Here is a 21,405-nt window from a genome sequence, read left to right as displayed (position 1 = left end):
ATAATTTTAGCTGACAATCCTCACATCGACACCGGAAACCAACGCGTCGTCAATGCCCTTTTCCTTTCTCCAAACCGCCCGGGTTACTTTTATCCCGAACTTTCTGAGCTCGGATTTCAACATTCTTTCGGCCCGGGATACATTCAAATTAGTAAACGTATCCATATCAAGAGCTAAAACTGCTTCTTTGGCGCCCAACCTCAACGCCGCCTCTGCCGCCGGCTTCCAGGTGCCGGCGCTCAAGGCCCCAACAACTACCGCCCCCAGATACTCCGCGGCGATATCAGCCTTCAGCGGCCCCTCGGTAATCCAGACCCGGGAATCTCTAATTTCACCCGGCCTGGCCACGTGGGCCGGGGTTCCGCATGAGCAACCTCCCCGGCTTTTGTAGCCGCTGAACAACTTGTATTTCCCGCCGCGTCCGGGATCGTCCATCCTCCTCTGCAGTGCCTGTATGCGCCCCTGAACATCCCGCACCGGTATGAAGTACCCCGGTTGCCGGTCAAACGTCCAGTACGACCCCCCGCGCGGTCCCCGGGCCTTGTAAAACCCGGGAATTCCGGCCAGGTCGTGGCCTCTATCCATAAGGAGCCGGCAAATCTTCCAGGGCATCTCCCTTTCCGGTACGGATTTATATTCGTTTTCCCTTATTTGTCTTTCACTCAGCCCCCGCCGGGTAAGGTCATCCCTGTGGCGCGGAAGCAGGTGCAATATTCTCAAGAAATCCCGGTATACCCGGTCGCGAACTTCCACCGGTGCAGTATACGCGGCCGGAAATGCCCTATCTTCCTGAATTGTCGGCACGGCTGCGCTTCCAGGTTCAAGCCAGTGCAAATAAGCAACCTGCCCGTTGCTAAGAAACACCTGCTTGAACGACCCTTCTTTAATCCTCATGCAACTTGCCAGGTAACTGTTAAAACCACACCAGTCGCCCTTGCCGCAAATGGGGCAGGGATGTTGCGGCTTTGCTTTTATAAATTCTTCATAAGGGTACCTGTAACGTTTATTTTGCATTCCCGGCCCCTCCTTGGCTTTTTAATTTCCTCACAAAAACACAAAAGGAGAACGCCCAGGGAAACGTAACATTTCCCTGAAACACGTTCTCCTCAAATTCCCGGCCAACAAAATGGCCCTGATTAAACTCAAGATTCCGCCTTTACGAACACCGCAAACGCTTTACCGTCATTCATGCGGCGGTATTTGACATTCACCTTTTTGTCCACTGACTCCAGCAAAACCCTGCCCGCGCCATTCTTGGCGAAGACGGCCTCTGTTTTGCCCTTCTCCGCAAACCAGCACCATGCCCTTACAGTGCCGGGCTTCGTCTCTCTGGCCTCCAGGACCTTGATTTTGGCCTCGAGAAGTTCTTGCTTTTTGCTGTCTTCCTTGTCTTTGACCTCGAGAAGTTCTTGCTTTTTGTTGTACTCATCGACTTCCCGGTCTTCCCAGTCGTCCCAGAACTCCGATGGGTCATAAAACGCCACCGGCTTTCCTTCGAACTCCGGCCAGAACCTTCGTATGATGAGGTTCATCAGCCATATCTGGTCTTCTTTTGGCATTTTCTCTATTATCCTTGCTACTTCTTCTTTCGTCATGGAAATCTCCTCTCATTCCCGGCACGCTCCTTTCTCAATATGATCAAGCGCCCGGGTTTCTCCCCACGGGCGCTATTTAACGCCCGCGGGGGGCAAAAACGCAAAAAGACACCTTAACAGAACAAGCCGAAAATTTTAAGCTTGCCTTATTCTGCCAAAGTGTCTCTCAAAATCCTGTATAACTCAAATATCTTGTTTTTACCTCTTTGCCGCTTTTCTTGCGGCTTCCTGGGCACCCGTAACCGGTGCCGCTGATTGCCGCGGCTTTGCCGCTGCCGGCTCTTCCGCTTCGCAGCCACCAGGTGGCCGGCACCTGTTTTGTGTGGCGCTTAAGGCATCCTGGTTACGCAGCCGCCTTGAACACGTTCCCCGTGAGAGCCTACCTCACCCGTGTCACCCTGTAAATCAGGGTTTCGGCTGCGAGACCGATTCTAGCCGGTCCCTGCCAGGTCCCGCTTTGCTCATCGCCTCAGCGGAACCGTGTTGCCCATGCTATCGTGTGGGTCTACGTCCACCTTGCTCATCGCTCCGGTGGAAATCCGCGCCTTGCTCATCGCCTCGGCGCGTTCCCCCAGGGTACACCCGCTCATCGCCATGGGACTTTCCCTGGGGACAACCTTCCAGTACCGGCCAGCTCATCGCCTTTTGGCCGATACTCCGGGGCTTCCACCCGCGTCGGACTGGGATCGTCCAGCGGAAAGGTTGTTGGGTTGAGTTTGATATTTTATACTAGCCTAAAGTTATCATAAATCATTACAAGTTTCTCGTCAACACCAAATTTTCTTGCTTATATCATAAGGCCTTGCGTTTAACATCTTCTCGTATTTCCTGATCTCACCCGCTACTACGTCCTTTACGCCGAGCTTCTCAGCGATGACACTATCATAAAGAAGCACGGCATCCCGGCAAGCGGCGGTAACCGGCTTGCCGATGATTTGTTCAAAAAAGAAAACTTTGTCTGCTGTTTTCGTTTCCAATAATCCCTTATCGGTTAAAAATATATTCTTCCTGTAAATGTTAATCCTTCCGTCAATGCCCGCCGTGTATTTAAGTTTTTTGTACGGCACTCCTGCTTCTTCCAGGGCAAATATGCCGCCGGTGTCCACAAGATACAGCGTCACGCTGCCGCCGTCCCTGAACACTACCCTGTTTTCGCAAAGCAGCCCCAGGATTACGCATCTTTCTATGATCTCCCTGCACTCTTCTTCACCCATGCCGGATACTTTGATAATTTGCCCTGTATCCGCCACCTGCAGGGAATTGACTATGTCCAGGACGCCGAAGTGAAGCTCGTTCAGCTTCCACGCCCTGAAAAAACCGGCCACCGTCTCCCGGGTATACACGCCCCTGACTTCCGGCTCCATCTCTACGGGCAGGATGTTGTACCTCCTGCCCACAACCTCGCTTATTCGACTGCAGATAAACATAGTTTCGTAGTTTTGCACTAACTCCATAAAACAGCGGGTGGAGGAAACCGGCATTTCCTCCACCCTCTCTCCTCCCCGTTATGACACTTCAAAAATTTTCTGACTCAGTGACCCGTCATATTGCATTAGATGCAGGTCTGTAGTGAACCGTTTCCCCTTCATCATCACGGCTTTGGCCTCATCGACTGTAGGAAAAATGCACAGACCGGCATCCGGGTTTGGCTTTTCTCTGCGCCTCGGCGCATCGATAACCATTTTCGCCTTCTCACTTTTGCCTTTGGGCAGGTACAGCATTTCCGCGTAAACCGGTTTCTTGCTGTTTCTTATAACTTTCCACTCAAACCCGGGCACTTCCTTCCGAGCGTGGGCATAGTACAGGCCCAAGACCGCCATCCGGCAGGCTTCCTGGGCACTTCCGAGTAGCCGGGTATCTGCGGCTAGCCACAGCTTAAATACCGCGTTGTTCCCGGCCACCGTGATCCACCTTGCCAGCCCGGCATACCACAGGCACGTGAGAGATTTACTTGCTACAAATTTGCTGGTTTCAAGCAGGCGGGCGACAGCGGAGACCGTCAGCGCCTCCGCTTCCCCTAAATACTGCAGAACCTCAAATGCCCGCCCGTTGAAATCCCGCGACTCGATCTCGTTCAGCCGCGACACCCGCATCCCGCTTCCGAAAGCGAAGATGCTGTCCTTAGGCGCTTTTACTTGCTTTTCTCTTGTTACGACGTCTCCCACGTTCCCGCCTCCTCTCAGCCGTCCTTCTGGCGTCCCACCTTCGCAGGTGGAGACGTCTCCGGGCCCGGTCATAGCTGGTCACCTGGAACTCCACATATTCCCCTACTTTATAGCTGCCGTTAGCAGCCGTCGGCGCAAGCCCGATTATACCCGGCTTAACGCTGATGAAGGCAAGGCTGTCCCTCACGGATACCACCCTGCCCAAAACGACTTCCCCGCGATTAAATTCCCATGCCTCCCAGGGATCCACGGGTTCTACCTCTATACTCCTTTCATCCCTGTCCAGAGCCGTAACCCTGACCTTAACTATACTTCCCTTCTCGTACTGCACATCCAGCGGCACGCCGTGGGAAAGCCGGGCCTTTTCCTGATTCACTCTTACAATCACCCCGCCGCCGATGTCTAAATACACGCGCCGGGTCCCGACGGCACGCACCACGGCGGGGATAACCTCGTTTTTTTCCAGCTGACTAACTAAACGGATTAAGGAGATATCCACTGCCTCTTTCCTGCTGCATGCCACTAGATCGTTGCTTCTATCAATGCTCATCACCTTAACGGTCACCTTTTGCCCTACGAACTCATTCATCGGCGCCCCGTCCGGCAGGCCGCTTTCACTGACCGGCACCAGGCCGGTGATTCCCGGTCTGCCCGGAAATTCCAGCTCCCAGGTCTCCCCTTGGCCATCTATCCTCCTGACACGCACGACGAGTGCTTCAACAAGTGTGCCTCTTTCTCTGGCCTCGTACAGCTCCGCCCACGGATCAACTAAACTACCAAACCCTTCCGGCGCGATCTTAAACATAAAATTATCCGCTCCTTTCCTTTCATCCCCAGGGCGTTTCCGAAATTCTAACGGCTACGTCTCTGCCGGCGGCGGTTTCTTTCGCCGGCGCCGTCTCTTGCTCTTCCGCCTGCTCCGTTATCCGTGCATTTTCGCTTTCGTTTCTTCCGGTATCTCCGGTATCCTGTTCGTTTTGTGACTGGTTATTATCATCACCGTCTTTGCTTTGTTCATCACCCCCTTATCTGTTAAACTCAAATTAGGTAGCAGGAAAGCTAGCCTAAGTTGGCCAAAAATATAGCCAAAGGTTTCCGGGAAAAGGATTCCACCTCCTGGCAGTTCGACTGCTGTCGGAAGAGCCACCTTTCCCGGATCAAATTTGCAGACTGCGGTTCATAGAAGGGTTGTGCTTCGAGCACCGCGTTAGATAAGGCCCACTGCCAGTCTGCAGCAAATTTCTTTTGCGGAGGTTCTTAACATGTACTTTGTAGGGATTGACTGGTCTGACTTACATCATGACGTAGCCGTGCTCGATGAAAAGGGTCAAGAACTTAAGTATTTCACCATCCCTCACAACAGGGAAGGCATGGAGTTATTAAAGAAAAGGCTCTTGAGCATCGATCCCGAACCGGAAAACTTCGCCTGCCTGATCGAAACCAAAAACGGTCTTCTGGTGCAGTTTCTGTTGGAAGCCGGCTTTCCGGTTTACCCGCTCAACCCGAAGGTTGTAGACTACCGGCGAAAGCCCTCCGGGGCGAAGAGTGACCCAATCGATGCCAGGCTGCTGGCCAACATCGGCCGCTCCGACCTGGCGCAGCTAAAGAGGCTTAAGCCAGATGCGGAACTGATCGCGGAACTAAAAATGTTCACCCGAGACCAGGACGGCCTTATCCAGGAATCCACCCGGCTGACCAACAAGCTCATTGCTTGCTTGAAGGAATATTACCCGGTAGCTTTAGGTTTCTTTTCGAAGCCAACCCTACCGGTAGCCCTGGAGTTTTACAAGCGCTATCCTACCCCGGATCTGGTAAGGGAAGCTACCGTTCCAGAGATAGCCGCCTTTCTTAAGAGTCATAAACATCCCCGGCCCAATCAAACGGCTGTCTCCATCTGGCAGAAGGCGCAGGAGCCGCAGCTTCGGGCCAGTGCTCCCACCGTACGGGCAAAAGGCCGCTTAATGCTCGCCCTGGTGAGTCAGCTGGAAGTGGTCCGGGAGCAAATCGCTGCTTACGACAAGGAGATCAACCGCCTTTTTCAGCAGCACTCCGACAGCAGGATCTTCGCTAGCCTGCCAGGGGCGGCCGGGCGGCTCGCGCCAAGACTGCTGGCGGAGTGGGGGGACGACCGGGAACGTTACGAAAATGCAGCCGTGGTCCAGGCTTTAGCAGGTACCTCGCCGGTTCTTTTTCAAAGCGGTAAGTACCGCTTTGCCAGGCAGCGCAAATCCTGTGTGAAACCTTTCCGACGAGCTATGCACCTGTTCGCCTTCCAGAGTATCAGGCAGGTTTCCTGGGCACGGGAATATTACGATACCAAGAGAAGCCAGGGCAAAACCCATCATGAAGCTTTACGGGCTTTGGCAAATATCTGGGTGCGGCTCATCTTTGCCATGTGGAAAAACCGTACTTGTTACGACGAAGCCACGTTTATAGCAGCCCGCGCCAAGCATTATAATCGGGCAGCATAATGTTAAATATTCGGTTTTCAAAGTTCTTAAGCCGCCAGCAAGGAGGGCGGGATTTTGATCCGGCCCATAGCTAGGCGGAACGGGTAAAGCCCGTCCTTTTAAAAGGCCACGAACATTTGTACTGCTCGACCATGAAAAATTTTTAGATTACACTATTGACATAGAAGGTCTTCCTTCTGCCTCTGCAGCAAGAGAAGTACTGGTTGATTTGCGGTTGAATCATCTACGGTTGAATCATCGTCAGTAATCATTATTTCCGGCAACTCTACATCAAAACTTCGCGGTGGTACCAGCTCGCTGACCGCCAGGCTGCCGGCATTGTAGATCTCCCGGGCCTGCGGCAGCTTAATCCACCCCACCTTCCGCATGTACAGCGGGGGGCACCATTGGATCAGGGCTATGCAGTCCAGGGGCTTCATGCGGGATATTTCGTCAGGTTCCATTAGAAAACGTCCGACCGTACTCAGTGTCCTCTCCCGAAGTCTAAAGCGGTGGACCACCGGCACGGTGAGGTCTTCCTTCTCGAACATGCCCTTAACCGCGGCTTTACCCAGTAACCGGGAGAACATCTCTGCTGTCTCCCGGTCGCCGGGGGCCACTCCCAGCAGCAGAATTGTCGGACAATTTGCCAGTATGTTCTTGGCCTCATTGTGCCCGTACACGTCGTCCAGCTGGCTGCGCCCCTGCAGGATGAACTGGATGTGAATGCCGAGGCTGCGGGCGGTGGAGATGATTTCCGAGAACCCGGGTATCTGCCCGATATTGGCGAACTCGTCCAAAAGAAAACGCACCGGCACGGGCAGCTTCCCATTGTGCCGGTCGGCCAGCCTGTACAGGCGCTTGAATAGAAACAAGTAGAAGACGGACAGTATCGGTCTCAGCACCTTGTTTTCGCCGCTGATCGGGATAACGCAGAACAGGGCCGTTTTCTTGTCGCCCAGTTCACCCAGCTTGATCTCATGCTGGGATAGCAGGGCGGCCAGCGGCTCCGTGGTCAGAATCTTCAGCTTCGCAGACAGTCCCGACACGGCGTGGTCGAAGTTTGCCGAAGCCACCCCGCGCCACCGCTCGTAGATGGTGGCGCTGATCTTTCCCGCCTGGTATGCGGTCCTGAACCTCTCGTCCAGCTCTTCCTTCGTCCACGCGGTCAGGCTCATGGCCGCGCGCAGGTGCTGCTGTTGCGGCGGGAAATCGCCCTTCAGAAGGCCCGCCAGGGCCTCAAGCAGCTGAATTTCTTTCGCCAGGAAGTACGCGTTGTCGTCCTTCCCGGTATTGCGGATCAGGCAGGCCGCCATCTCCGCTATTTCTGCGTCATCGCTGCATTCGGTTATGGCGTTCCACCGGTGACTGGTGGCGGGGTTCGCTAGATTGAAGATTTTAACGTTATACCCCTTTTCCCTGAGCCAGTTGGCAGTGGTGGCGGCCAGCTCTCCTTTGGGATCAGTGCAGATGAACGACTGCCCGTCCGCCACGGCCGCGATGATGTTGCCCAGCACGAACGAGAACGACTTACCGGAACCGGTACCGCCGAATACGGCGGCGTGTCCGGCCAGGCCCGGCTTGCCCTTCGGGGCCTTCCCGGGTATTACCCTGACTATTCTTCCGTTCAGTTTTCCCAGGACTATGCCGCCGGAACCTTTGCCCTCGTCCCTGACTTTAGGCGGGCCGAATTCGCATAAAGGCCTTACGTCCCGCAGGGCGGCCCAGTGGGCTGTGCCGAGCGCGGCGTTGTCGGTAACTTTTAATCCGTGCACTCGATCCGGGCTGTTCTTCACCCGGTTCTGCCACCACCAGAGATACCCGCCGGCTGCCCCTGCTCCGAGCAGCACGTTCAGGCCCTGCCAGATGCGCTTTACATCGGGGTGTGTCAGCGTTTCTGCCGGCCTGGTCAGCCAGGCCCAGCCAACACTGAAAGGGTGGCGGAAAATATAAGGCAACATTTTTCCGTGCTCAGCAGCGGCCTTCTGTTCCGGGGTGGAAAACGCAGACAGAGCAGACAGCTGGTGCTGTAAACCATGCACGGTGTCATGGACGGCAGCCGCCAGGCTGCCCACCGTCCAGATATCGGCAAAATATAAAAGCGGCACCGTAACCGGTGCGCTCCCCAGTATCAGCACTGCTTTTTTGTGTTCCCGTACCCACTCCAGCAGATCATGTTTGTCAATCCGAATTTTAATCCTATCCTTCGGCGGCAGAAGCATCCTCAGTCCCCCCAGTCGGTATAATCCGCACAGCTATTTTATCTTCAACGCCCAGGCTTTCCAGAATATTCTTGCCGATATATATAATGCCCAGCTCCCCTTTTTCCCCGATATCTTCGGCAAAACGTATCTTTTTTATCGTTTCCTTGTCCCTGACCAGCCGGGTGGCATACCCACCCGGATTAAAGAAGCTTTTATCCGGGGCCAGCTGAACTATGATTTCGTCCCCAATATTCATTCGTTCCATCATCGGCAGGGGCAGGTATATCCTGCCTATACGGTCCATATTCTCCTTGAAACACGCTTTGCATTTGGTAGTCTTTCTCAAGCGCATAATAAATTCCATTACTGCCACAGTGTTTACCCCCTCTTGAATTCAAAACTGATTTTTCCGCTTTGATCCAGTACCAGAACCGCATCAAATTTTTTTCCGGACCTGGATTTAAACCCTTTAATCAAGCCGGTCTTACCTTTTTGCAACAGGTCCCGTGCCTGTTTAGCCGTGATCTTTTTTCCGGCGATCTCTTTCCAAATCACAAATTTGCAGCCTTCTTTATAGCCGCTGCAGCTAAATCCCTTTGCCGTCTCGGTTATGTCCATGCCACACAGGGGACATTTTCCCTGAATTTGTTTGCCATTACTATTTTCAATAAACTGAAACTCCACTTTGCCGTTTTCCAACTTCAACGCGGCATCGAATTTTTTACCGTTCCTGGAGGTAAATCCTTTGATGACGCCGGTTTTCCCTTTTTCCAACAGCGCCCTGGCCTGGGCCCGGGTAATTTTTTTCCCGGCAATTTCTTTCCAAATGACAAACTTGCAGCCTTCCTTGTAGCCGCTGCAGCCAAAGCCCTTCTTACCCTCGATTACATCGCGCCCGCACAAGGGACATTTGCCTAATATTTCCTTGTCCTGCCCGACAGCATTGCTGGCTTCCTGTTCTTTTGCTATTTGTACCACCTCCCGTGTAAAATTTTTTATGCCTTCCAGCCATGTACCGGCGTTATTTTGTCCTTCTTCAATTTGCCGCAGGCCTTCTTCCCACTCTGCTGTCATCTGAACGGATTTCACCTGCTCCGGTACCAGCTCAATAAGCGTTTCTCCTTTTTGGGTAGGCACCAGCGTTTTCTTCTGCCGTTGTATATACCCCACTTTGATCAACCTTTCAATGATCGCCGCCCTGGTAGCCGGCGTGCCGATACCGCCCGCAGCCTTCAATGCATCGGCCATTTCTTTATCCTCAACCAACCTCCCGGCGTTTTCCATTGCCGCCAGCAGTGTGGCCTCGGTGTACCTTTTGGGCGGTTTGGTTTGTTTCTCCGGGGTTTCGACCTTTTGAACGGTTACCGTTTCGTTCTCGGCCAGGTGCGGGAGGGCCTGTTCTTCCCGGTCGTCATTCTCTTTCTCCTGCGCCGGTTCGTTCCGGTATACCACCTTCCAGCCCCAGTCAAGCTCCACTTTGCCTTTAGATGTAAAACTCTCACCGTTGACGGAGGTAGTCACTCTTGTTACCGCATACCTTGCGTCCGGGTAGAATATGGCCAGAAAACGGCGCGCAACCAGGTCATACACAAGCTGTTCGTTCTTACCCAAAGCTGATATATCAGGTTTTTTCGTCATTTACGTACCGTTTTCCGAGTTGACGCTGTGTTTTTGGAATTAAGCCATTATACTCCGGCACTTCACTAAGGGCATTTAACCTGCCCGGAAGCGTACTTACCATTGCTTGCGTAATATACCGACTGTCAGTACGCGGGTATGTGATTAGTTTATGTTTCTCATAGAGCGCCTGGGCTACGTTCAGCGTCTGCTGCGCGGTTATTCCATACCGGCGGTTAACCTCCCGCTGTAAGTCGTTCAAATTAAACAACATAGGCGGCTGTTCTGTTATTTCTTTTTGCTCCACCCCGGTTATAGTACCCGTGCCGGTGCCCCTGATTTTTTTCAGTACCGCGTCCAGTTCTTCCCGGGTAAACAACCGGCCGTCATTTCTTCCCGCCCACTTTCCCGGGTACGTTTCACCTGTTTCCTTCCTGAATAAAGCCCATATTTCCCAGTATTTTACCGGCTTAAAATCCCGTATCTCCCTCTCTCTGGTCACTACCAGGGCAAGCGTAGGCGTTTGTACCCGCCCGACAGACAGAACGGAATTGTGCCTGACTGAAAAGGCCCGTGTAGCGTTGATTCCCACTAACCAGTCAGCCTCCGCCCTTACTTCGGCCGCCGCAGCCAGGTTGTCCAATTCCTTCCCTGCCAGCAGCCGTTGAAAAGCCTCCCGGATAGCTGACGGTGTTGCCTCCGACAACCACAACCTTCTCACCGGTTTACGGCAGCCGCAGTACCGGTAAATACGCCGGAAAATCAGTTCTCCCTCCCGGCCGGCGTCGCAGGCATTTATAACTTCCTTAACTTCCGGTAAATTAAGCAGGTTTCTTAATACCTGTAACTGTTTTCTGCCTTCTTTAGTAGGTTTTAACCGAAAGTTTTCCGGTATAATCGGCAGTTGTTCCAGGTTCCACTTCGCCAGGTTCTCATCGTACTCATGCGGTTCTGCCAGTTCTACCAGGTGGCCGAAAGCCCATGAAACCAGATAATCCTGATTTTCCATCTCCAGGTAACCATCTTTCTTCTCAAAACGGCCCAGGACTGTAGCAATATCCCGGGCCACCGAGGGTTTTTCGGCTAGGATTAGGCTTTTCATTATGATTTCACCCCATATAAAGACTTTTTATGAACTCTTTTTTCTTTTTGTTGCCGTCATAGCCATAGTCGCTGTTCTTTAACAGGTCCTCTTTAACTATTGTTTTGGCTATTGCCTCAACAAGTTTCAGGTAATTACTCTTTAACTTACCCTCTTTTTCGATTTGGTTAGCCCTTCTTATGGCTTTTTGCACTTGTTCCGGAGTTGCACCCGTACTTTCGCATATCTGCCTGATTATCAGATTCACTTCGAGAAAGTCTTGACGTTCGTATTCTTCAGTACGTCCCACAGCTCGATTTACGGCCGTTTTTTGAAAAATATTTGGAAATCCATCCATCCCTCCATCCGTCAGCCCGTCACCGGAGTGGGTCTCCAAGGTAATATTATCTTTATAAGTAGATGGATGGATGGAGGGATATATTTCTGTAGTAATCTCTGTAGTAGTCTCTGTAGTAATCTCTGGTATTGCTCGTACATTTTGTGAGGTTCGATTGTCCAAATTGGAGATTGCATTGTCCATTTTGGAGTTTCCATTGTCCATTTTGGACAATGCATTGTCCATTTTGGACATTCCATTGTCAATTTCGGACGATGCATTTTCCATTTCAGAAAAAGGGAGTTCTACTTTATAGTCTTGTAAAATATATCCAAGTTTCATCAGGTCAGCGTTAATTTTAACAAGGTTCACGCGATACTGCGTAGTCCTGTCCCATTTCCGGTCCGGATTGGTTCTTTCATCCAACCACCCCTTATCAACGAGAAACCTTATATGCCGGCGAATTGTATTATGGGCGAGGTTAAGCATTGTTTCTTCGGAGAGTTCTTCAGCACTTTTATATATCCAGCCGTTATTAAGCTTGATATTGACTTCTTCGCCGTTCATCTTAGCCCTGGCTTTTTCCTCGATGATAAATTTATCGAAATCCTGGACTCTTTCACTCCAATAGATAAACTGGTTCAAAATAATCGCCTTTATGATGTCGCCCGTAAGGGCCACGAACTCTTCTTTTATGACCACTCTTTTTAGCTTTTGAATGACCTGATTGTCACTCGCGTTATGTTTAATCATAACACTTCCTCCAATGACAAAAATTATAAATTCAGAAATACCGCCGGGTTAATGGGATTAATCGCTTCATTCTGCATTTCATTACCATCAGAGTCCTTACATTCACACTGCTCTCTCCTGTTCAAATTTCTTTTTATGTCCGCTATATCCCGCCTGATCTCTTCCATGACCACTGACACCTGTCGCCCCTGCTCCATCCACTCCCGGGCTACCCGGCTTCGTTCACCCTCGGGGAGTGAAAATATAGGGTGATCCGCGGGAAGTTTTATGTGCAGGGATCTGGTGCGACCACTCTTGGCCTTACTTCTGCCTTGCTTCATAGGTTTTTTATCACCCTTTGCGTCACACCGTGTTTATAAAAAGGGTGTGACCGGGAAAACCCAACGGCCTCTAAGGCTGGAACCGATTTTTAATAAAGAAACGTCACACCGTGAATTAAAGACCTCTTAAAACGGTGTGACGTTTTATCCGAAAAGTGAGTATCCACCCTTATAAAATCTGCGTTTTCCCGGTCACACTTTTAATTTTCAAGTAAACATAATAATAAACAATTTGCAATTTTTTATAATGTGTATAAGAAAAATGTTTAATGAGGAACTTTAAATATTGTATCAAAAGAAAAAGAGCCTGGTAGGCTCTAATCATAGACTCAGTTTTGATTTAAGTAAAATATCTTTTTCTACATAGCAAAAAGATTGGGGAGGTTTAAAATTCTCATCAATTTCTTTGGGGTCAATCGGTTGATTGTATAACGTTACTTTACCAATTTTGATTGCGTAACCTTCTTCTTTTCCTTGAAAATAGCTCTTAAAAAATGAATAACTTATTCCGGAATATTTACTTGTTAAATGCCATATTTTATCCAAACCATCATGCAATATAGCTTCAATGCTAAATTCCCCCACAATTTTTCCTTCTGGTTGTGTCGCATAAACTATTACTTTATCAACATTCCTTTTAAATATTTGTCTTCTATACTCGTATTTTTTCTCACCATTGAATATTTTTTCAACATACTCTGGTTTAATCGATAATAAGACTCTCATTAACGCCACCCAATTCTATAATATGTTTGAATTCGTTATCTGTTATTCTCATAAAACCCCAATATGCCTGTTCATCTAGGCCAACTTTATCTATTAATCTCCCCCTAGTAAGCCTTCTTGCCATTGCAACATTATAAGTCATTCTAGTTAGCAGGTCCCCAAGAAGGTGCGCCAGGTACCCGGCGCCCGCCGCCAGGGCCAGGGCGGGCCCCCCTGCCAGGCCCACGGCCAGGACCGCTGCCGCAGCCGCAACCAGGCTATGCAGAGCCCCGCGGTGCCCGAAACTTACCCGCACCATCGTTGATAGCACGGGGGCCCGGCGCCCGGCATAGCTCCCGGGATGGTCCAGGTCTGGCAAAAGCGCCGCTATGCCTGCTGCTGTAAGAAATACCGGATCGGGCCCGGCAATCATGTACCCGGCGGCCAGGCCCATTGCCAGGTGTGTGCGCCAGAGCATCAGGCACTCTCCTTTGCCGGATGAAGTTTATTTATCATGCATCTTATAATTCTTGCACATAAGCGGTTCCACGGCTCATCATAGTGGAACACTGCCGTTAAATATTCATAAAGGCACCTATGTCAAAGTTAACATCTTGACTCTCCTGTTCTTTACCTTTTTGTTCGGATATTACCCCGGATGATAAGGCTCTTTCAATTCGCGCTAATCGTTCATCTAAAATGCCGAACATTTTTTCTATTGCGCCTATGGTATCCAGGGCTTCTCTTACTTTCTGGCCGCGCTGACCACGCGGGTACTGCCATATCCAGTGATCCGCAGGTAGGCGAACGTCTAAACGTTTCGTTTTCGACATATACCGGAACTTCCTTTCCAGTTTTTTAGAGGGCTGCAGCTTATTTTTAAGGAGTTTTGTCGGACAAGAGTATTATTTTTTATAGAAAACACTTCCGGATTCCGGATATTATTTAATTCTTATATGCCAGAATATCAGAATTAACAAGGGTTCAAGTATTTTAGATTTGTCGGACAAAATTTATATCGATTAGTTTACGGGTTCCGTATAAAATTTGCGCTTAAAATCTCCTATGCCCGACATTTACTGGATTTAATGACACATCAATTGTCAGACACATTCGGTTATCCGAGTACTTTTAGGAATCCAAGCGCATTTGCCCACTGTGGTTTAGGTAAGATTTCAGTGCAGTGAAATAACGATGTAAGTGAAGGCAATACCTTGACTCCACCTCCGGCAAGATAAACCTTCCTTATTTCGGCAAACCTGTCGCCCAGGGCGGATTTTACCTGATCAGCAATAGTTAGAGCTATATGTTCACGCGCATTTGCAAGGACTTCAGAAAAATCCATTTCTCTGCCGTAGTAAGTTAATTTACCGTTTGAGGCAATTATTTTGGGAATCCTTATTGTTTGTAACGGCATTCCTGTGCGTGATTGAAATTCACGGGCGAAAGCTTCATAGACAGTATGCACTCCTATTTCTAAAGACCCGCACATACTATCTACCGGCCCGCCTCCTATTTCAGCGGTAACATAGTCAGTGGTTTTGTACCCGATGTCAATGAGCAAAACTATGCCGGCGTCTGGCAACCCTGGAGCCGTCAATAATGCCCCGGCTCCCTGGGGGTAAATTATAACCTTTCCGAAGCTAACTCTTTTAAGCTGACCGCCGTTAACAGCAACTTCCGCATGTAAACCCTCGAAATGTTTTTGCAGTTCTTCTTTTTGTGTTCTGTAATATGCTACAGGTAGCCCTGCAACCAGGGTTGCGCCTGGACCGGTATCTAAAATTCTTGCTGCGGTTAGTGCCAGTACATCGTGATTTGGATGTCGATGTTTTTCTCTGTCTATCGAAAAACTGGCTGCGTGACCTTCCCGGAGGGCCATTTCACCTACGAAATACCTGGTTGTCGAGTTATTTACTTTACGAATATCTACTATGTAACCGGTACTGTTTCTTGATAGATCAGCAAGAGCAAGGTCACGATATGGGGCGATAACTGAAGGAATTATTACCCGATTTGTAGGCGTAACAGCTTTTACGTGGCTATATCCCACATCTATGGCGATTTGCATAGATAACACCTTCCTTTCGATTAAATCTAACAAAATCGACATTATTATAGTGTTTAATTACTTTTTTAATAGTTTCTACGGGTGCAGGCTCCAAAAAATAAAAACCCTGGACAAGATTAATGCCGGCCCGTTTGATGCCGGCAAGCTGCATCTCGGTTTCAATGCCTTCGGCAATTACTTCAGCGTCAAGTTGTTTTGCTAGTTCGGTAATGAAAAGTAAAAATTTCTTATAACAAACCGCACTTCCGTTTTTATAACGGGTTATCCCCCGGACCAGGCTGCGGTCGATTTTCAAATAATCAAAGGGGATTTCACAGACATGCGGGAAGTCCTTGGTCCCTCCTCCTACGTCATCCAGTGCTACCTGGATTCCTTTTTCCCGAAGGGATTCGAGTGCGTTTAACAATTCATCCCGCTTATCGAAATGTGTTCCGATCTCCGACAGCTCGACAACCGGGTTTGCCAGGCGGCCAAGATTTTCTCCGATTTCATTCTGCCGGTGAACAATGGTAGTGGCGCTAAAATTGAAGAATAATTTGCCGTTAAGGGGCTGTTCTTGCAAAGCTCGCTTAAAGCAAGCCATTTCCATTTCCACCAGGCGCCGTTCTTTAAGGGCCGCCGCAAAAAGATTTTGCGGGGCGTGGTAGCGCCCTTCCGGCCCCCGGCTCAATACTTCGTAACCTATTACTTTGTTATTCCGCAAATCATGAATTGGCTGGAATAAGGTACTTATCAACCCGTATTTAATAATTCGTTCTATTTCAGTCATCAAGAAGCTCCTTTCTGTTTAAGTTTCGATAAAATCCATTGAATCAATGACTTTATGAATTTCAATTATTTCTCTTATCTCGTTTTCACTTTCAATTCCCATTTTGGAAATAACAGAATCAATTTCGTCTTGGTGAGTGTGGTAATATTCCAGTAATTCTTTCGAATCCCTAATTGTTTTTTCAATCTTGTGTTTAATCATTGTACTTAAAACCTCCTTGAACTACTCTGAACTGCTTTCTAAAAAAAATGCCTGGCTTTGTGCCAGGCATTTGTATTAATTCTGCCTTCAGTCCGCAGGCAATACGTAAATCATTCAAGTTCTTTCGGGCTAGCAGTTTTGTTTGCAGCTATTGTCACAATTACAGCAAGACCGAGCAATATCAGCATTATAATTTTCCCTTCAATTTTTTGATAAAAGTCAAACAGCTCACTGTTTGTTATTCTAAAGAAAATAAGCGATACCAGCGTTAAAGAAAACATTATCCTTGTATCCTGCTTTACCTGTGTTACTTCCGTTTCCAGGTCTGACTTGAGCAACCGGTTCTCTGCCACTACCCTTGCGCATTTCTGAAGTATATCCCCTGCTCTGCCGCCGGCATTTTCAGCCACAACTGCTACCCGGTTAAACATGACAAGTTCCTTCCTGCCAACCCTTTTTTCCATGTCCAGCAATGCTTTCTCCAGTGGAACTCCACTTTCTACTTCCTGAACAACCCTCTGGAATTCATCTTTTATCGGAGATTCCATTACCGGTATGCTTGCTTTGAATGCTTCCAGCACGTTCCCGTGAACATCAAAAGATGACGCGATTGTATTCATGGCGCTCTCAAGCTGCATAGAAATTGCATTTCTTCTCCTTTCAACCATTACCGAAAGAATATACCGCGGCAGTAAATAACCCAGCGAAAGGCCGGCAACGGCCAGGATTTCGTTACCAATAAAAAGACCGAAACCGGCCCCTATAATCATACCCAAAATTGCTATACCTATTACTTCATACGGCTGAACATTCCAGCCCGCATCGTAAGCTTCCTGGATATAATTGCTTAAAATAGAACCTTTGCCGGTTATTTTATTCTTTTTCTTTTTTGTCTTCGATTTCTTCTTCAATAAAAATTCCACGGCAGGGTATTTTTTCACCAGAAACTTTTCCTTGCTTACCAGGAAAATTAGTCCTGCCAGGCTGATTCCTGCAATTATAAAAATTATTTCAGCGGGTATCATAATCTCTATTGATACCTCACTTCCCTGGCAAATTCTTGGATTTCTTCCCTCGGTATTCCATCAAGTAATAATCGCTCAGCCAGCCCCTCAGATATGTTGCCCATCCTTCTAAATTCACCGTCTATACTTTCAGAACTGGAATTCGTAACATGAAATTTGAATAACGTCTGCATTACAGGAGTTTTGTTTTCATAGCCGATAACTTCCGCAATTTCGAGTATCCTGAAACGCCTGTCTCTTAACCTTCTCTGGAAAATTACCAGGTCTATTGTGTTTGCCACCATTTTTCCTATGGCGTCCTCGTCCAGCTTCATCCCGGTTCGAAGTATCATAAGAACGAGCCGCACTATAGCGTCACGGGCACTGTTGGCATGGAGCGTGGTAAACCCGTAGTGGCCCGTGTTTAAAATCTCAATCATAATCGCGGCTTCGGGCCCCCTGACCTCGCCGGGGATAATTCTCTTTGGAGTTCTCCGCAGTGACGCCTTCAGCAGCGTTGCCATGTCTACAGTAGTTTCTTCTTTGTCAGTAAACCGGCATTCCAGCGAATCAATTATCTTCTGCGGATATAACTGTTTAAGCCGCATTTCCTCTGTATCCTCGATTGTTAATATCCTTTCATCATCGGGAACATACCTTATGAGCTCTTTTAACGTCGTGGTCTTGCCGGAACCCGTAGGACCGCAAATTATTCCGTTTATGGATCCCTTCATAACCATCTTGAGTAATTTCAACATTTCTTCACTCATTAAGCCGCTGCTTACAAGCCGTTCCTCGTTTAAATTAGTCGGGGGAAACTTCCGGATAATGAGTGAATTGCCGCCTCTGGCTACAGGCATTATAGCTACATTTACCCGGCAGTCCGGCAGCCGGGCGTCCACCACCGGCTTCGCTATAGTCACAGACTCACCGCTGGCGTTTAAGATTTTCCTTATTATCTGGAGCACGTGGTCGTTATCCCGAAATTTAAGGTCTGTTTTTATCGTCCTGCCGTTCCGGATTATATAAATCTCACTGGGGCCGTATATCAATATATCCGTAATCGCATTATCTTCAAGCAGAGGGTCTAATATCCCCAGGCCGCATATTTCCTGAACCAGTTTTTCCACCAAATCTTCTAAAGACATTCCGCCCGCTGAAACTTCGTTCAGGCGAACGTACTCATCTATTCTGTCTTTGATAAAGGGCCGGATAGAAGGGTCGAGCACGGAGCGTGAAAACAGTTCGGAGTAGTTTTCAATAAGGTATGTTCTCACGTCTGCTACAACTCTTTCGTCTAAAATACCGTGTTTTTTCTTAGCTGGTGTGGAATGCTGTTTATACAGCAAATCCCCCATATCTACCGAGTGGTCAGGAATAATTGACCTGGCGTCCATTTATTTGTACCCCCTTTCAACCGTGTCCATATTGAACTCTTTGAAACAGGCCTATCCTTCATCTGTCTCTTTTCACCTACACCTATGCGAGAACATAAGTCTTCTATTGACTTCATAAACACCTTGCCACCCGGAAGCATGTGCATGACGGCCTCATTCATTTCACGGTCATAAGGAATATTCTGGATTACTCTAAGGCCGCATATCTGCTGAATTTTCTGCACTCCAACTTCTTCCGGTAGTTTGTTTGTAACGGCCACGCAGTTTTCTATGGCCTTTATTTTCAGCCTTCTAAGAAGGTTTATCCTCTTCTCTAAAATCGAAAGGACAGCCGGTCTGCCGTCGATGATAATAATCAGGTGGGTGCACTGTTTCATTGCTCCAACGGTAAGGAAAGAATCCAGCTCGGAAGGTAAATCGTAAATAATCAAGTCAAAATCTTCCTTGACTGATTCATGTATTTTTGCCATAACTTCTTCACTTTCTACTCTCGGAAACAGTTCAAGCCCCCGCTCTATACTTGGTGCCAGAAGGTGCAGTCCTTCAGGGACATCCGTTTTCCCTTCGTAATTCCGCTTATTTAATATGGACTGCATAACACTTCCGGAGTTTTCCTGAACCGCCTGTATGGCTTTTTCAATGCACCTTTCGTCGTCTATCATTTTAAGGCTGAACATAGCCGAAGGATACCGGAAGTCGGTTTCAACCAGTAAAACCTTTAAAAAGTGAGAAGCCGTTATTGCTACCGCGCGGGCTATGCTGCCGGTGCCCGAGCCCGGTTTAGCACTCCAAAACCCAAGGACGGAAGGACCCCTGTCATCTTCCTGTTCCTGTTCTTCTTCTTTTTCCTGTTTTATAACTACAAAGGCTTCTTCCGGACCAGCCGGGCTTGCAGTAATCTTAGAACCAGCTTTAACTGATTCGAGGTTATATCCATCGCCGGACTCTTTTTGATTTAACCTGTAACTTTTCTGTTTGCAACTTTCCTGTTTATAACTTTCCGCCTCTGAACCAGGTGTTCCAATAAATGACCGGTGCTGTGAAAGAGGCACCGTTTTGTCAATAAAAGTTATGGCTTCTTCAGGGTCCATGGGATTATTTATTCTTTCAATGATTTTTCGAATTGATACTTTGTTGCCGGGTATAAAGTCATATATGCCGTTATTAAACAGGGCTCGCATCAGGTGCTTGTTGTCACCACACAGCGCTATAACCCTTAAACCCCTTAGTTTTAGCTCACTGCAAACCGTCAAAAAGTCAGCTTGAAATGACGGCAAGTAAGCCGAGATTACCGCTGCCTGAAATGACTGGTTAATCAGGAAATTATCCAGCACGTCATCTAAAACTTTAATGCTCAATACTTCATAATGTTTCGCCAACTCGTTCTCCAAATCTGTTACACCTGTACAAGCTAATATTTTCAAAATTATTCACCTCTTTTTTCTTTAATTACCCGTGTCATTTTGTGTTACTGTTAAAATCTTTACATTTTCTTCAAGCCATTTCCTTGACTCTTCTATACTTTCGGTCATAACAGCTTCTTCGCCGGGGTCGGTTATTTCCTTGACGCCGGTAGGATATACCTTGCCTATTGATTTTGCCATGAAATAATATTTTACATCTTCTTTAGGCACGGCCAGAAGCAGAACTTTAGCCACTGAACTTGAACTTTTCTTTTTCTCAGCCGCTTCGCTCGGGCTGTCAATTGAGACTTCCATTGCCCTCCTGTCTCTGGCCCCAAGCACACGAATGTTCTCATAAATTTTCCCCACCACCGGCACCCGTTCTCGTCCCATTGGCCCTGTTACAAACCACAGGTTAATCAGAGTTCCGGGAACGGCATTACCCCCGAGATATTTTTCCAGGTCAACTTCCATAGTTATAAGTTCCTCACCCGGTTTGAGGGCCATTATCCCGCCGGCAGGGAGCTCTTCCTTCTCTTTGACCACGGCAGAGAAGAAGAACCCGTTTTGAGGAATTCCAAAGTTGCTCATGGTGTACTTGCCGACTACGTCCTCTTTTCTCCTTATAATTTTCGGCGGTATACCGGAAACGGGAAGCATTATTTCTTTAACCATATCTTCCGTAATTTCTGTACGCGCCGGTATGTCTTTTGTGGCAATGGCTACCGGCACTCTTCTTAACTTTTGTTTCACTGCCAGCTGGCTGCCAAAATAAAAGCCGCACGTAACCAGGGTTGCAAGAATTACTACAACTATCTTCCTGACCATAAAACTCGTCGCCCCCTTTTTTCACCTATCTACTTGCTTGGCTTCGTAAATGACTACCACACGACTCCGGATGACTTTTTCACTTCCCCTGGAACCTGAAAGAAAGTCCAGTAACGACGTCCGGACAGGTGCCTCACCGGCTACTGCAACGGCCGGGGGCTCCGCCTGGATATCAAAAACTTTTACATTCACCCGTCTCGCATAATTCGTCCCAAAATTTTTAACAAAAATGTCCTGCAGGTGATCTTTGAGTAAGTCTGTATTTATCCTTGGCGCTTCTCCCACTCTCAGAGGCGCCGGGTCAAGTGCGGATATTATGCTCCCTGTAGCTGCGTTATTGACTGCGGTCTGCATGTCTCTTTTAAGTACAAGCATTTTCGTTCCGTCGTAAATAAAGAGTATCGCGGCAATTAATATAAAAATTATAAGTAACCACTTAGCATGTCCCAACTTAAAACACTCCCTCCATCGTGATATTCTGGTTCAAAAAACCTAACCGTTTTTA

24 protein-coding genes are annotated in these 21,405 nt (G+C 48.4%); 1 reads left to right on the top strand and 23 read right to left on the bottom strand.

Annotation, left to right across the window (positions count from 1 at the left end):
• Window positions 1-6 precede the first annotated feature (6 nt).
• The 6 genes from ACX4JR_RS04135 to ACX4JR_RS04110 all read right to left on the bottom strand — a co-directional run bounded on the left by ACX4JR_RS04135 (window position 7) and on the right by ACX4JR_RS04110 (window position 4,565).
• Complete coding sequence (locus ACX4JR_RS04135; RefSeq protein ID WP_476059786.1) at window positions 7-1,014, bottom strand: toprim domain-containing protein; 1,008 nt, start codon at window positions 1,012-1,014, stop codon at window positions 7-9.
• Window positions 1,015-1,142: 128 nt separating this feature from the next.
• Window positions 1,143-1,595, bottom strand: a complete 453-nt coding sequence (locus tag ACX4JR_RS04130; protein ID WP_476059785.1) for a hypothetical protein — start codon at window positions 1,593-1,595, stop codon at window positions 1,143-1,145.
• Window positions 1,596-1,761: 166 nt separating this feature from the next.
• On the bottom strand, window positions 1,762-1,908 hold the full coding sequence (locus ACX4JR_RS04125) for a hypothetical protein (protein WP_476059784.1): 147 nt from the start codon (window positions 1,906-1,908) through the stop codon (window positions 1,762-1,764).
• A 454-nt stretch (window positions 1,909-2,362) separates the two neighbouring features.
• On the bottom strand, window positions 2,363-3,049 hold the full coding sequence (locus ACX4JR_RS04120) for a hypothetical protein (protein ID WP_476059783.1): 687 nt from the start codon (window positions 3,047-3,049) through the stop codon (window positions 2,363-2,365).
• A gap of 51 nt (window positions 3,050-3,100) precedes the next feature.
• Window positions 3,101-3,760 (bottom strand): hypothetical protein, encoded by a 660-nt coding sequence (locus ACX4JR_RS04115; RefSeq protein ID WP_476059782.1) that lies wholly within the window; start codon window positions 3,758-3,760, stop codon window positions 3,101-3,103.
• The gene (locus tag ACX4JR_RS04110) at window positions 3,717-4,565 is read right to left on the bottom strand and encodes an RNA-binding protein (protein ID WP_476059781.1); all 849 of its coding nucleotides are present in this window, start codon (window positions 4,563-4,565) and stop codon (window positions 3,717-3,719) included. The genes ACX4JR_RS04115 and ACX4JR_RS04110 overlap by 44 nt, the downstream gene beginning before the upstream one ends.
• Window positions 4,566-5,022: 457 nt before the next feature.
• On the opposite strand from ACX4JR_RS04110, the gene ACX4JR_RS04105 reads away from it, so the two are divergent.
• Complete coding sequence (locus tag ACX4JR_RS04105; protein WP_476058235.1) at window positions 5,023-6,231, top strand: IS110 family RNA-guided transposase; 1,209 nt, start codon at window positions 5,023-5,025, stop codon at window positions 6,229-6,231.
• 152 nt (window positions 6,232-6,383) lie between these two features.
• On the opposite strand, the gene ACX4JR_RS04100 is transcribed toward ACX4JR_RS04105, so the two are convergent.
• From ACX4JR_RS04100 to ACX4JR_RS04020, 17 genes are all read right to left on the bottom strand, one after another.
• Window positions 6,384-8,432, bottom strand: a complete 2,049-nt coding sequence (locus tag ACX4JR_RS04100; protein ID WP_476059780.1) for a VirD4-like conjugal transfer protein, CD1115 family — start codon at window positions 8,430-8,432, stop codon at window positions 6,384-6,386.
• Window positions 8,410-8,778 (bottom strand): hypothetical protein, encoded by a 369-nt coding sequence (locus tag ACX4JR_RS04095; protein WP_476060466.1) that lies wholly within the window; start codon window positions 8,776-8,778, stop codon window positions 8,410-8,412. The genes ACX4JR_RS04100 and ACX4JR_RS04095 overlap by 23 nt, the downstream gene beginning before the upstream one ends.
• 14 nt (window positions 8,779-8,792) lie before the next feature.
• Window positions 8,793-10,052: a DNA topoisomerase gene (locus ACX4JR_RS04090; RefSeq protein WP_476059779.1), complete on the bottom strand. Its 1,260-nt coding sequence runs from the start codon at window positions 10,050-10,052 to the stop codon at window positions 8,793-8,795.
• A complete protein-coding gene (locus ACX4JR_RS04085) occupies window positions 10,036-11,133 on the bottom strand; it encodes a DNA topoisomerase (protein ID WP_476059778.1) in 1,098 nt (365 codons plus the stop codon). The genes ACX4JR_RS04090 and ACX4JR_RS04085 overlap by 17 nt, the downstream gene beginning before the upstream one ends.
• Before the next feature lie 7 nt (window positions 11,134-11,140).
• Window positions 11,141-12,202, bottom strand: a complete 1,062-nt coding sequence (locus ACX4JR_RS04080) for a hypothetical protein (RefSeq protein ID WP_476059777.1) — start codon at window positions 12,200-12,202, stop codon at window positions 11,141-11,143.
• A 23-nt stretch (window positions 12,203-12,225) separates the two neighbouring features.
• Complete coding sequence (locus tag ACX4JR_RS04075; protein ID WP_476059776.1) at window positions 12,226-12,522, bottom strand: hypothetical protein; 297 nt, start codon at window positions 12,520-12,522, stop codon at window positions 12,226-12,228.
• A gap of 321 nt (window positions 12,523-12,843) precedes the next feature.
• Complete coding sequence (locus ACX4JR_RS04070; protein WP_476059775.1) at window positions 12,844-13,248, bottom strand: ASCH domain-containing protein; 405 nt, start codon at window positions 13,246-13,248, stop codon at window positions 12,844-12,846.
• Window positions 13,226-13,705 carry a metal-dependent hydrolase gene (locus tag ACX4JR_RS04065; RefSeq protein ID WP_476059774.1) on the bottom strand — a complete coding sequence of 160 codons (480 nt, stop codon included), beginning with the start codon at window positions 13,703-13,705 and terminating at the stop codon, window positions 13,226-13,228. Before ACX4JR_RS04065 ends, ACX4JR_RS04070 begins: the two co-directional genes overlap by 23 nt.
• Window positions 13,706-13,802: 97 nt before the next feature.
• Window positions 13,803-14,060: a hypothetical protein gene (locus ACX4JR_RS04060; protein ID WP_476059773.1), complete on the bottom strand. Its 258-nt coding sequence runs from the start codon at window positions 14,058-14,060 to the stop codon at window positions 13,803-13,805.
• 284 nt (window positions 14,061-14,344) lie between these two features.
• Window positions 14,345-15,298: a ParM/StbA family protein gene (locus ACX4JR_RS04055; RefSeq protein WP_476059772.1), complete on the bottom strand. Its 954-nt coding sequence runs from the start codon at window positions 15,296-15,298 to the stop codon at window positions 14,345-14,347.
• Window positions 15,270-16,067, bottom strand: coding sequence for an EAL domain-containing protein (locus tag ACX4JR_RS04050; RefSeq protein ID WP_476059771.1), 798 nt, complete (start codon window positions 16,065-16,067; stop codon window positions 15,270-15,272). The genes ACX4JR_RS04055 and ACX4JR_RS04050 overlap by 29 nt, the downstream gene beginning before the upstream one ends.
• Window positions 16,068-16,085: 18 nt before the next feature.
• The gene (locus ACX4JR_RS04045) at window positions 16,086-16,268 is read right to left on the bottom strand and encodes a hypothetical protein (RefSeq protein WP_476059770.1); all 183 of its coding nucleotides are present in this window, start codon (window positions 16,266-16,268) and stop codon (window positions 16,086-16,088) included.
• Window positions 16,269-16,378: 110 nt separating this feature from the next.
• Window positions 16,379-17,293 carry a type II secretion system F family protein gene (locus ACX4JR_RS04040; RefSeq protein ID WP_476059769.1) on the bottom strand — a complete coding sequence of 305 codons (915 nt, stop codon included), beginning with the start codon at window positions 17,291-17,293 and terminating at the stop codon, window positions 16,379-16,381.
• 5 nt (window positions 17,294-17,298) lie between these two features.
• A complete protein-coding gene (locus ACX4JR_RS04035) occupies window positions 17,299-18,669 on the bottom strand; it encodes a CpaF family protein (protein ID WP_476059768.1) in 1,371 nt (456 codons plus the stop codon).
• Complete coding sequence (locus tag ACX4JR_RS04030; protein ID WP_476059767.1) at window positions 18,633-20,093, bottom strand: AAA family ATPase; 1,461 nt, start codon at window positions 20,091-20,093, stop codon at window positions 18,633-18,635. The genes ACX4JR_RS04035 and ACX4JR_RS04030 overlap by 37 nt, the downstream gene beginning before the upstream one ends.
• Before the next feature lie 21 nt (window positions 20,094-20,114).
• Entirely contained in the window at window positions 20,115-20,900 is a 786-nt protein-coding gene (locus ACX4JR_RS04025; protein WP_476059766.1) for an RcpC/CpaB family pilus assembly protein, read from the bottom strand.
• A 21-nt stretch (window positions 20,901-20,921) separates the two neighbouring features.
• Complete coding sequence (locus ACX4JR_RS04020) at window positions 20,922-21,350, bottom strand: hypothetical protein (protein ID WP_476059765.1); 429 nt, start codon at window positions 21,348-21,350, stop codon at window positions 20,922-20,924.
• Window positions 21,351-21,405: the final 55 nt, after the last annotated feature.

The sequence above is a fragment of the Desulfofundulus sp. JL263-se genome, from assembly GCF_056316025.1.
Note: the sequence above shows the minus strand (reverse complement) of the source record. Positions and strands in the feature narration are given on the sequence as shown.

Coding starts and splice junctions, on each gene's coding strand:
- ACX4JR_RS04135 (WP_476059786.1), bottom strand. CDS start 1,014: ATGCAAAATAAACGTTACAGGTACCCTTATGAAGAATTTATAAAAGCA.
- ACX4JR_RS04130 (WP_476059785.1), bottom strand. CDS start 1,595: ATGACGAAAGAAGAAGTAGCAAGGATAATAGAGAAAATGCCAAAAGAA.
- ACX4JR_RS04120 (WP_476059783.1), bottom strand. CDS start 3,049: ATGGAGTTAGTGCAAAACTACGAAACTATGTTTATCTGCAGTCGAATA.
- ACX4JR_RS04110 (WP_476059781.1), bottom strand. CDS start 4,565: ATGTTTAAGATCGCGCCGGAAGGGTTTGGTAGTTTAGTTGATCCGTGG.
- ACX4JR_RS04105 (WP_476058235.1), top strand. CDS start 5,023: ATGTACTTTGTAGGGATTGACTGGTCTGACTTACATCATGACGTAGCC.
- ACX4JR_RS04100 (WP_476059780.1), bottom strand. CDS start 8,432: ATGCTTCTGCCGCCGAAGGATAGGATTAAAATTCGGATTGACAAACAT.
- ACX4JR_RS04095 (WP_476060466.1), bottom strand. CDS start 8,778: ATGGAATTTATTATGCGCTTGAGAAAGACTACCAAATGCAAAGCGTGT.
- ACX4JR_RS04090 (WP_476059779.1), bottom strand. CDS start 10,052: ATGACGAAAAAACCTGATATATCAGCTTTGGGTAAGAACGAACAGCTT.
- ACX4JR_RS04085 (WP_476059778.1), bottom strand. CDS start 11,133: ATGAAAAGCCTAATCCTAGCCGAAAAACCCTCGGTGGCCCGGGATATT.
- ACX4JR_RS04080 (WP_476059777.1), bottom strand. CDS start 12,202: ATGATTAAACATAACGCGAGTGACAATCAGGTCATTCAAAAGCTAAAA.
- ACX4JR_RS04075 (WP_476059776.1), bottom strand. CDS start 12,522: ATGAAGCAAGGCAGAAGTAAGGCCAAGAGTGGTCGCACCAGATCCCTG.
- ACX4JR_RS04070 (WP_476059775.1), bottom strand. CDS start 13,248: ATGAGAGTCTTATTATCGATTAAACCAGAGTATGTTGAAAAAATATTC.
- ACX4JR_RS04065 (WP_476059774.1), bottom strand. CDS start 13,705: ATGCTCTGGCGCACACACCTGGCAATGGGCCTGGCCGCCGGGTACATG.
- ACX4JR_RS04060 (WP_476059773.1), bottom strand. CDS start 14,060: ATGTCGAAAACGAAACGTTTAGACGTTCGCCTACCTGCGGATCACTGG.
- ACX4JR_RS04055 (WP_476059772.1), bottom strand. CDS start 15,298: ATGCAAATCGCCATAGATGTGGGATATAGCCACGTAAAAGCTGTTACG.
- ACX4JR_RS04050 (WP_476059771.1), bottom strand. CDS start 16,067: ATGACTGAAATAGAACGAATTATTAAATACGGGTTGATAAGTACCTTA.
- ACX4JR_RS04045 (WP_476059770.1), bottom strand. CDS start 16,268: ATGATTAAACACAAGATTGAAAAAACAATTAGGGATTCGAAAGAATTA.
- ACX4JR_RS04040 (WP_476059769.1), bottom strand. CDS start 17,293: ATGATACCCGCTGAAATAATTTTTATAATTGCAGGAATCAGCCTGGCA.
- ACX4JR_RS04035 (WP_476059768.1), bottom strand. CDS start 18,669: ATGGACGCCAGGTCAATTATTCCTGACCACTCGGTAGATATGGGGGAT.
- ACX4JR_RS04025 (WP_476059766.1), bottom strand. CDS start 20,900: ATGGTCAGGAAGATAGTTGTAGTAATTCTTGCAACCCTGGTTACGTGC.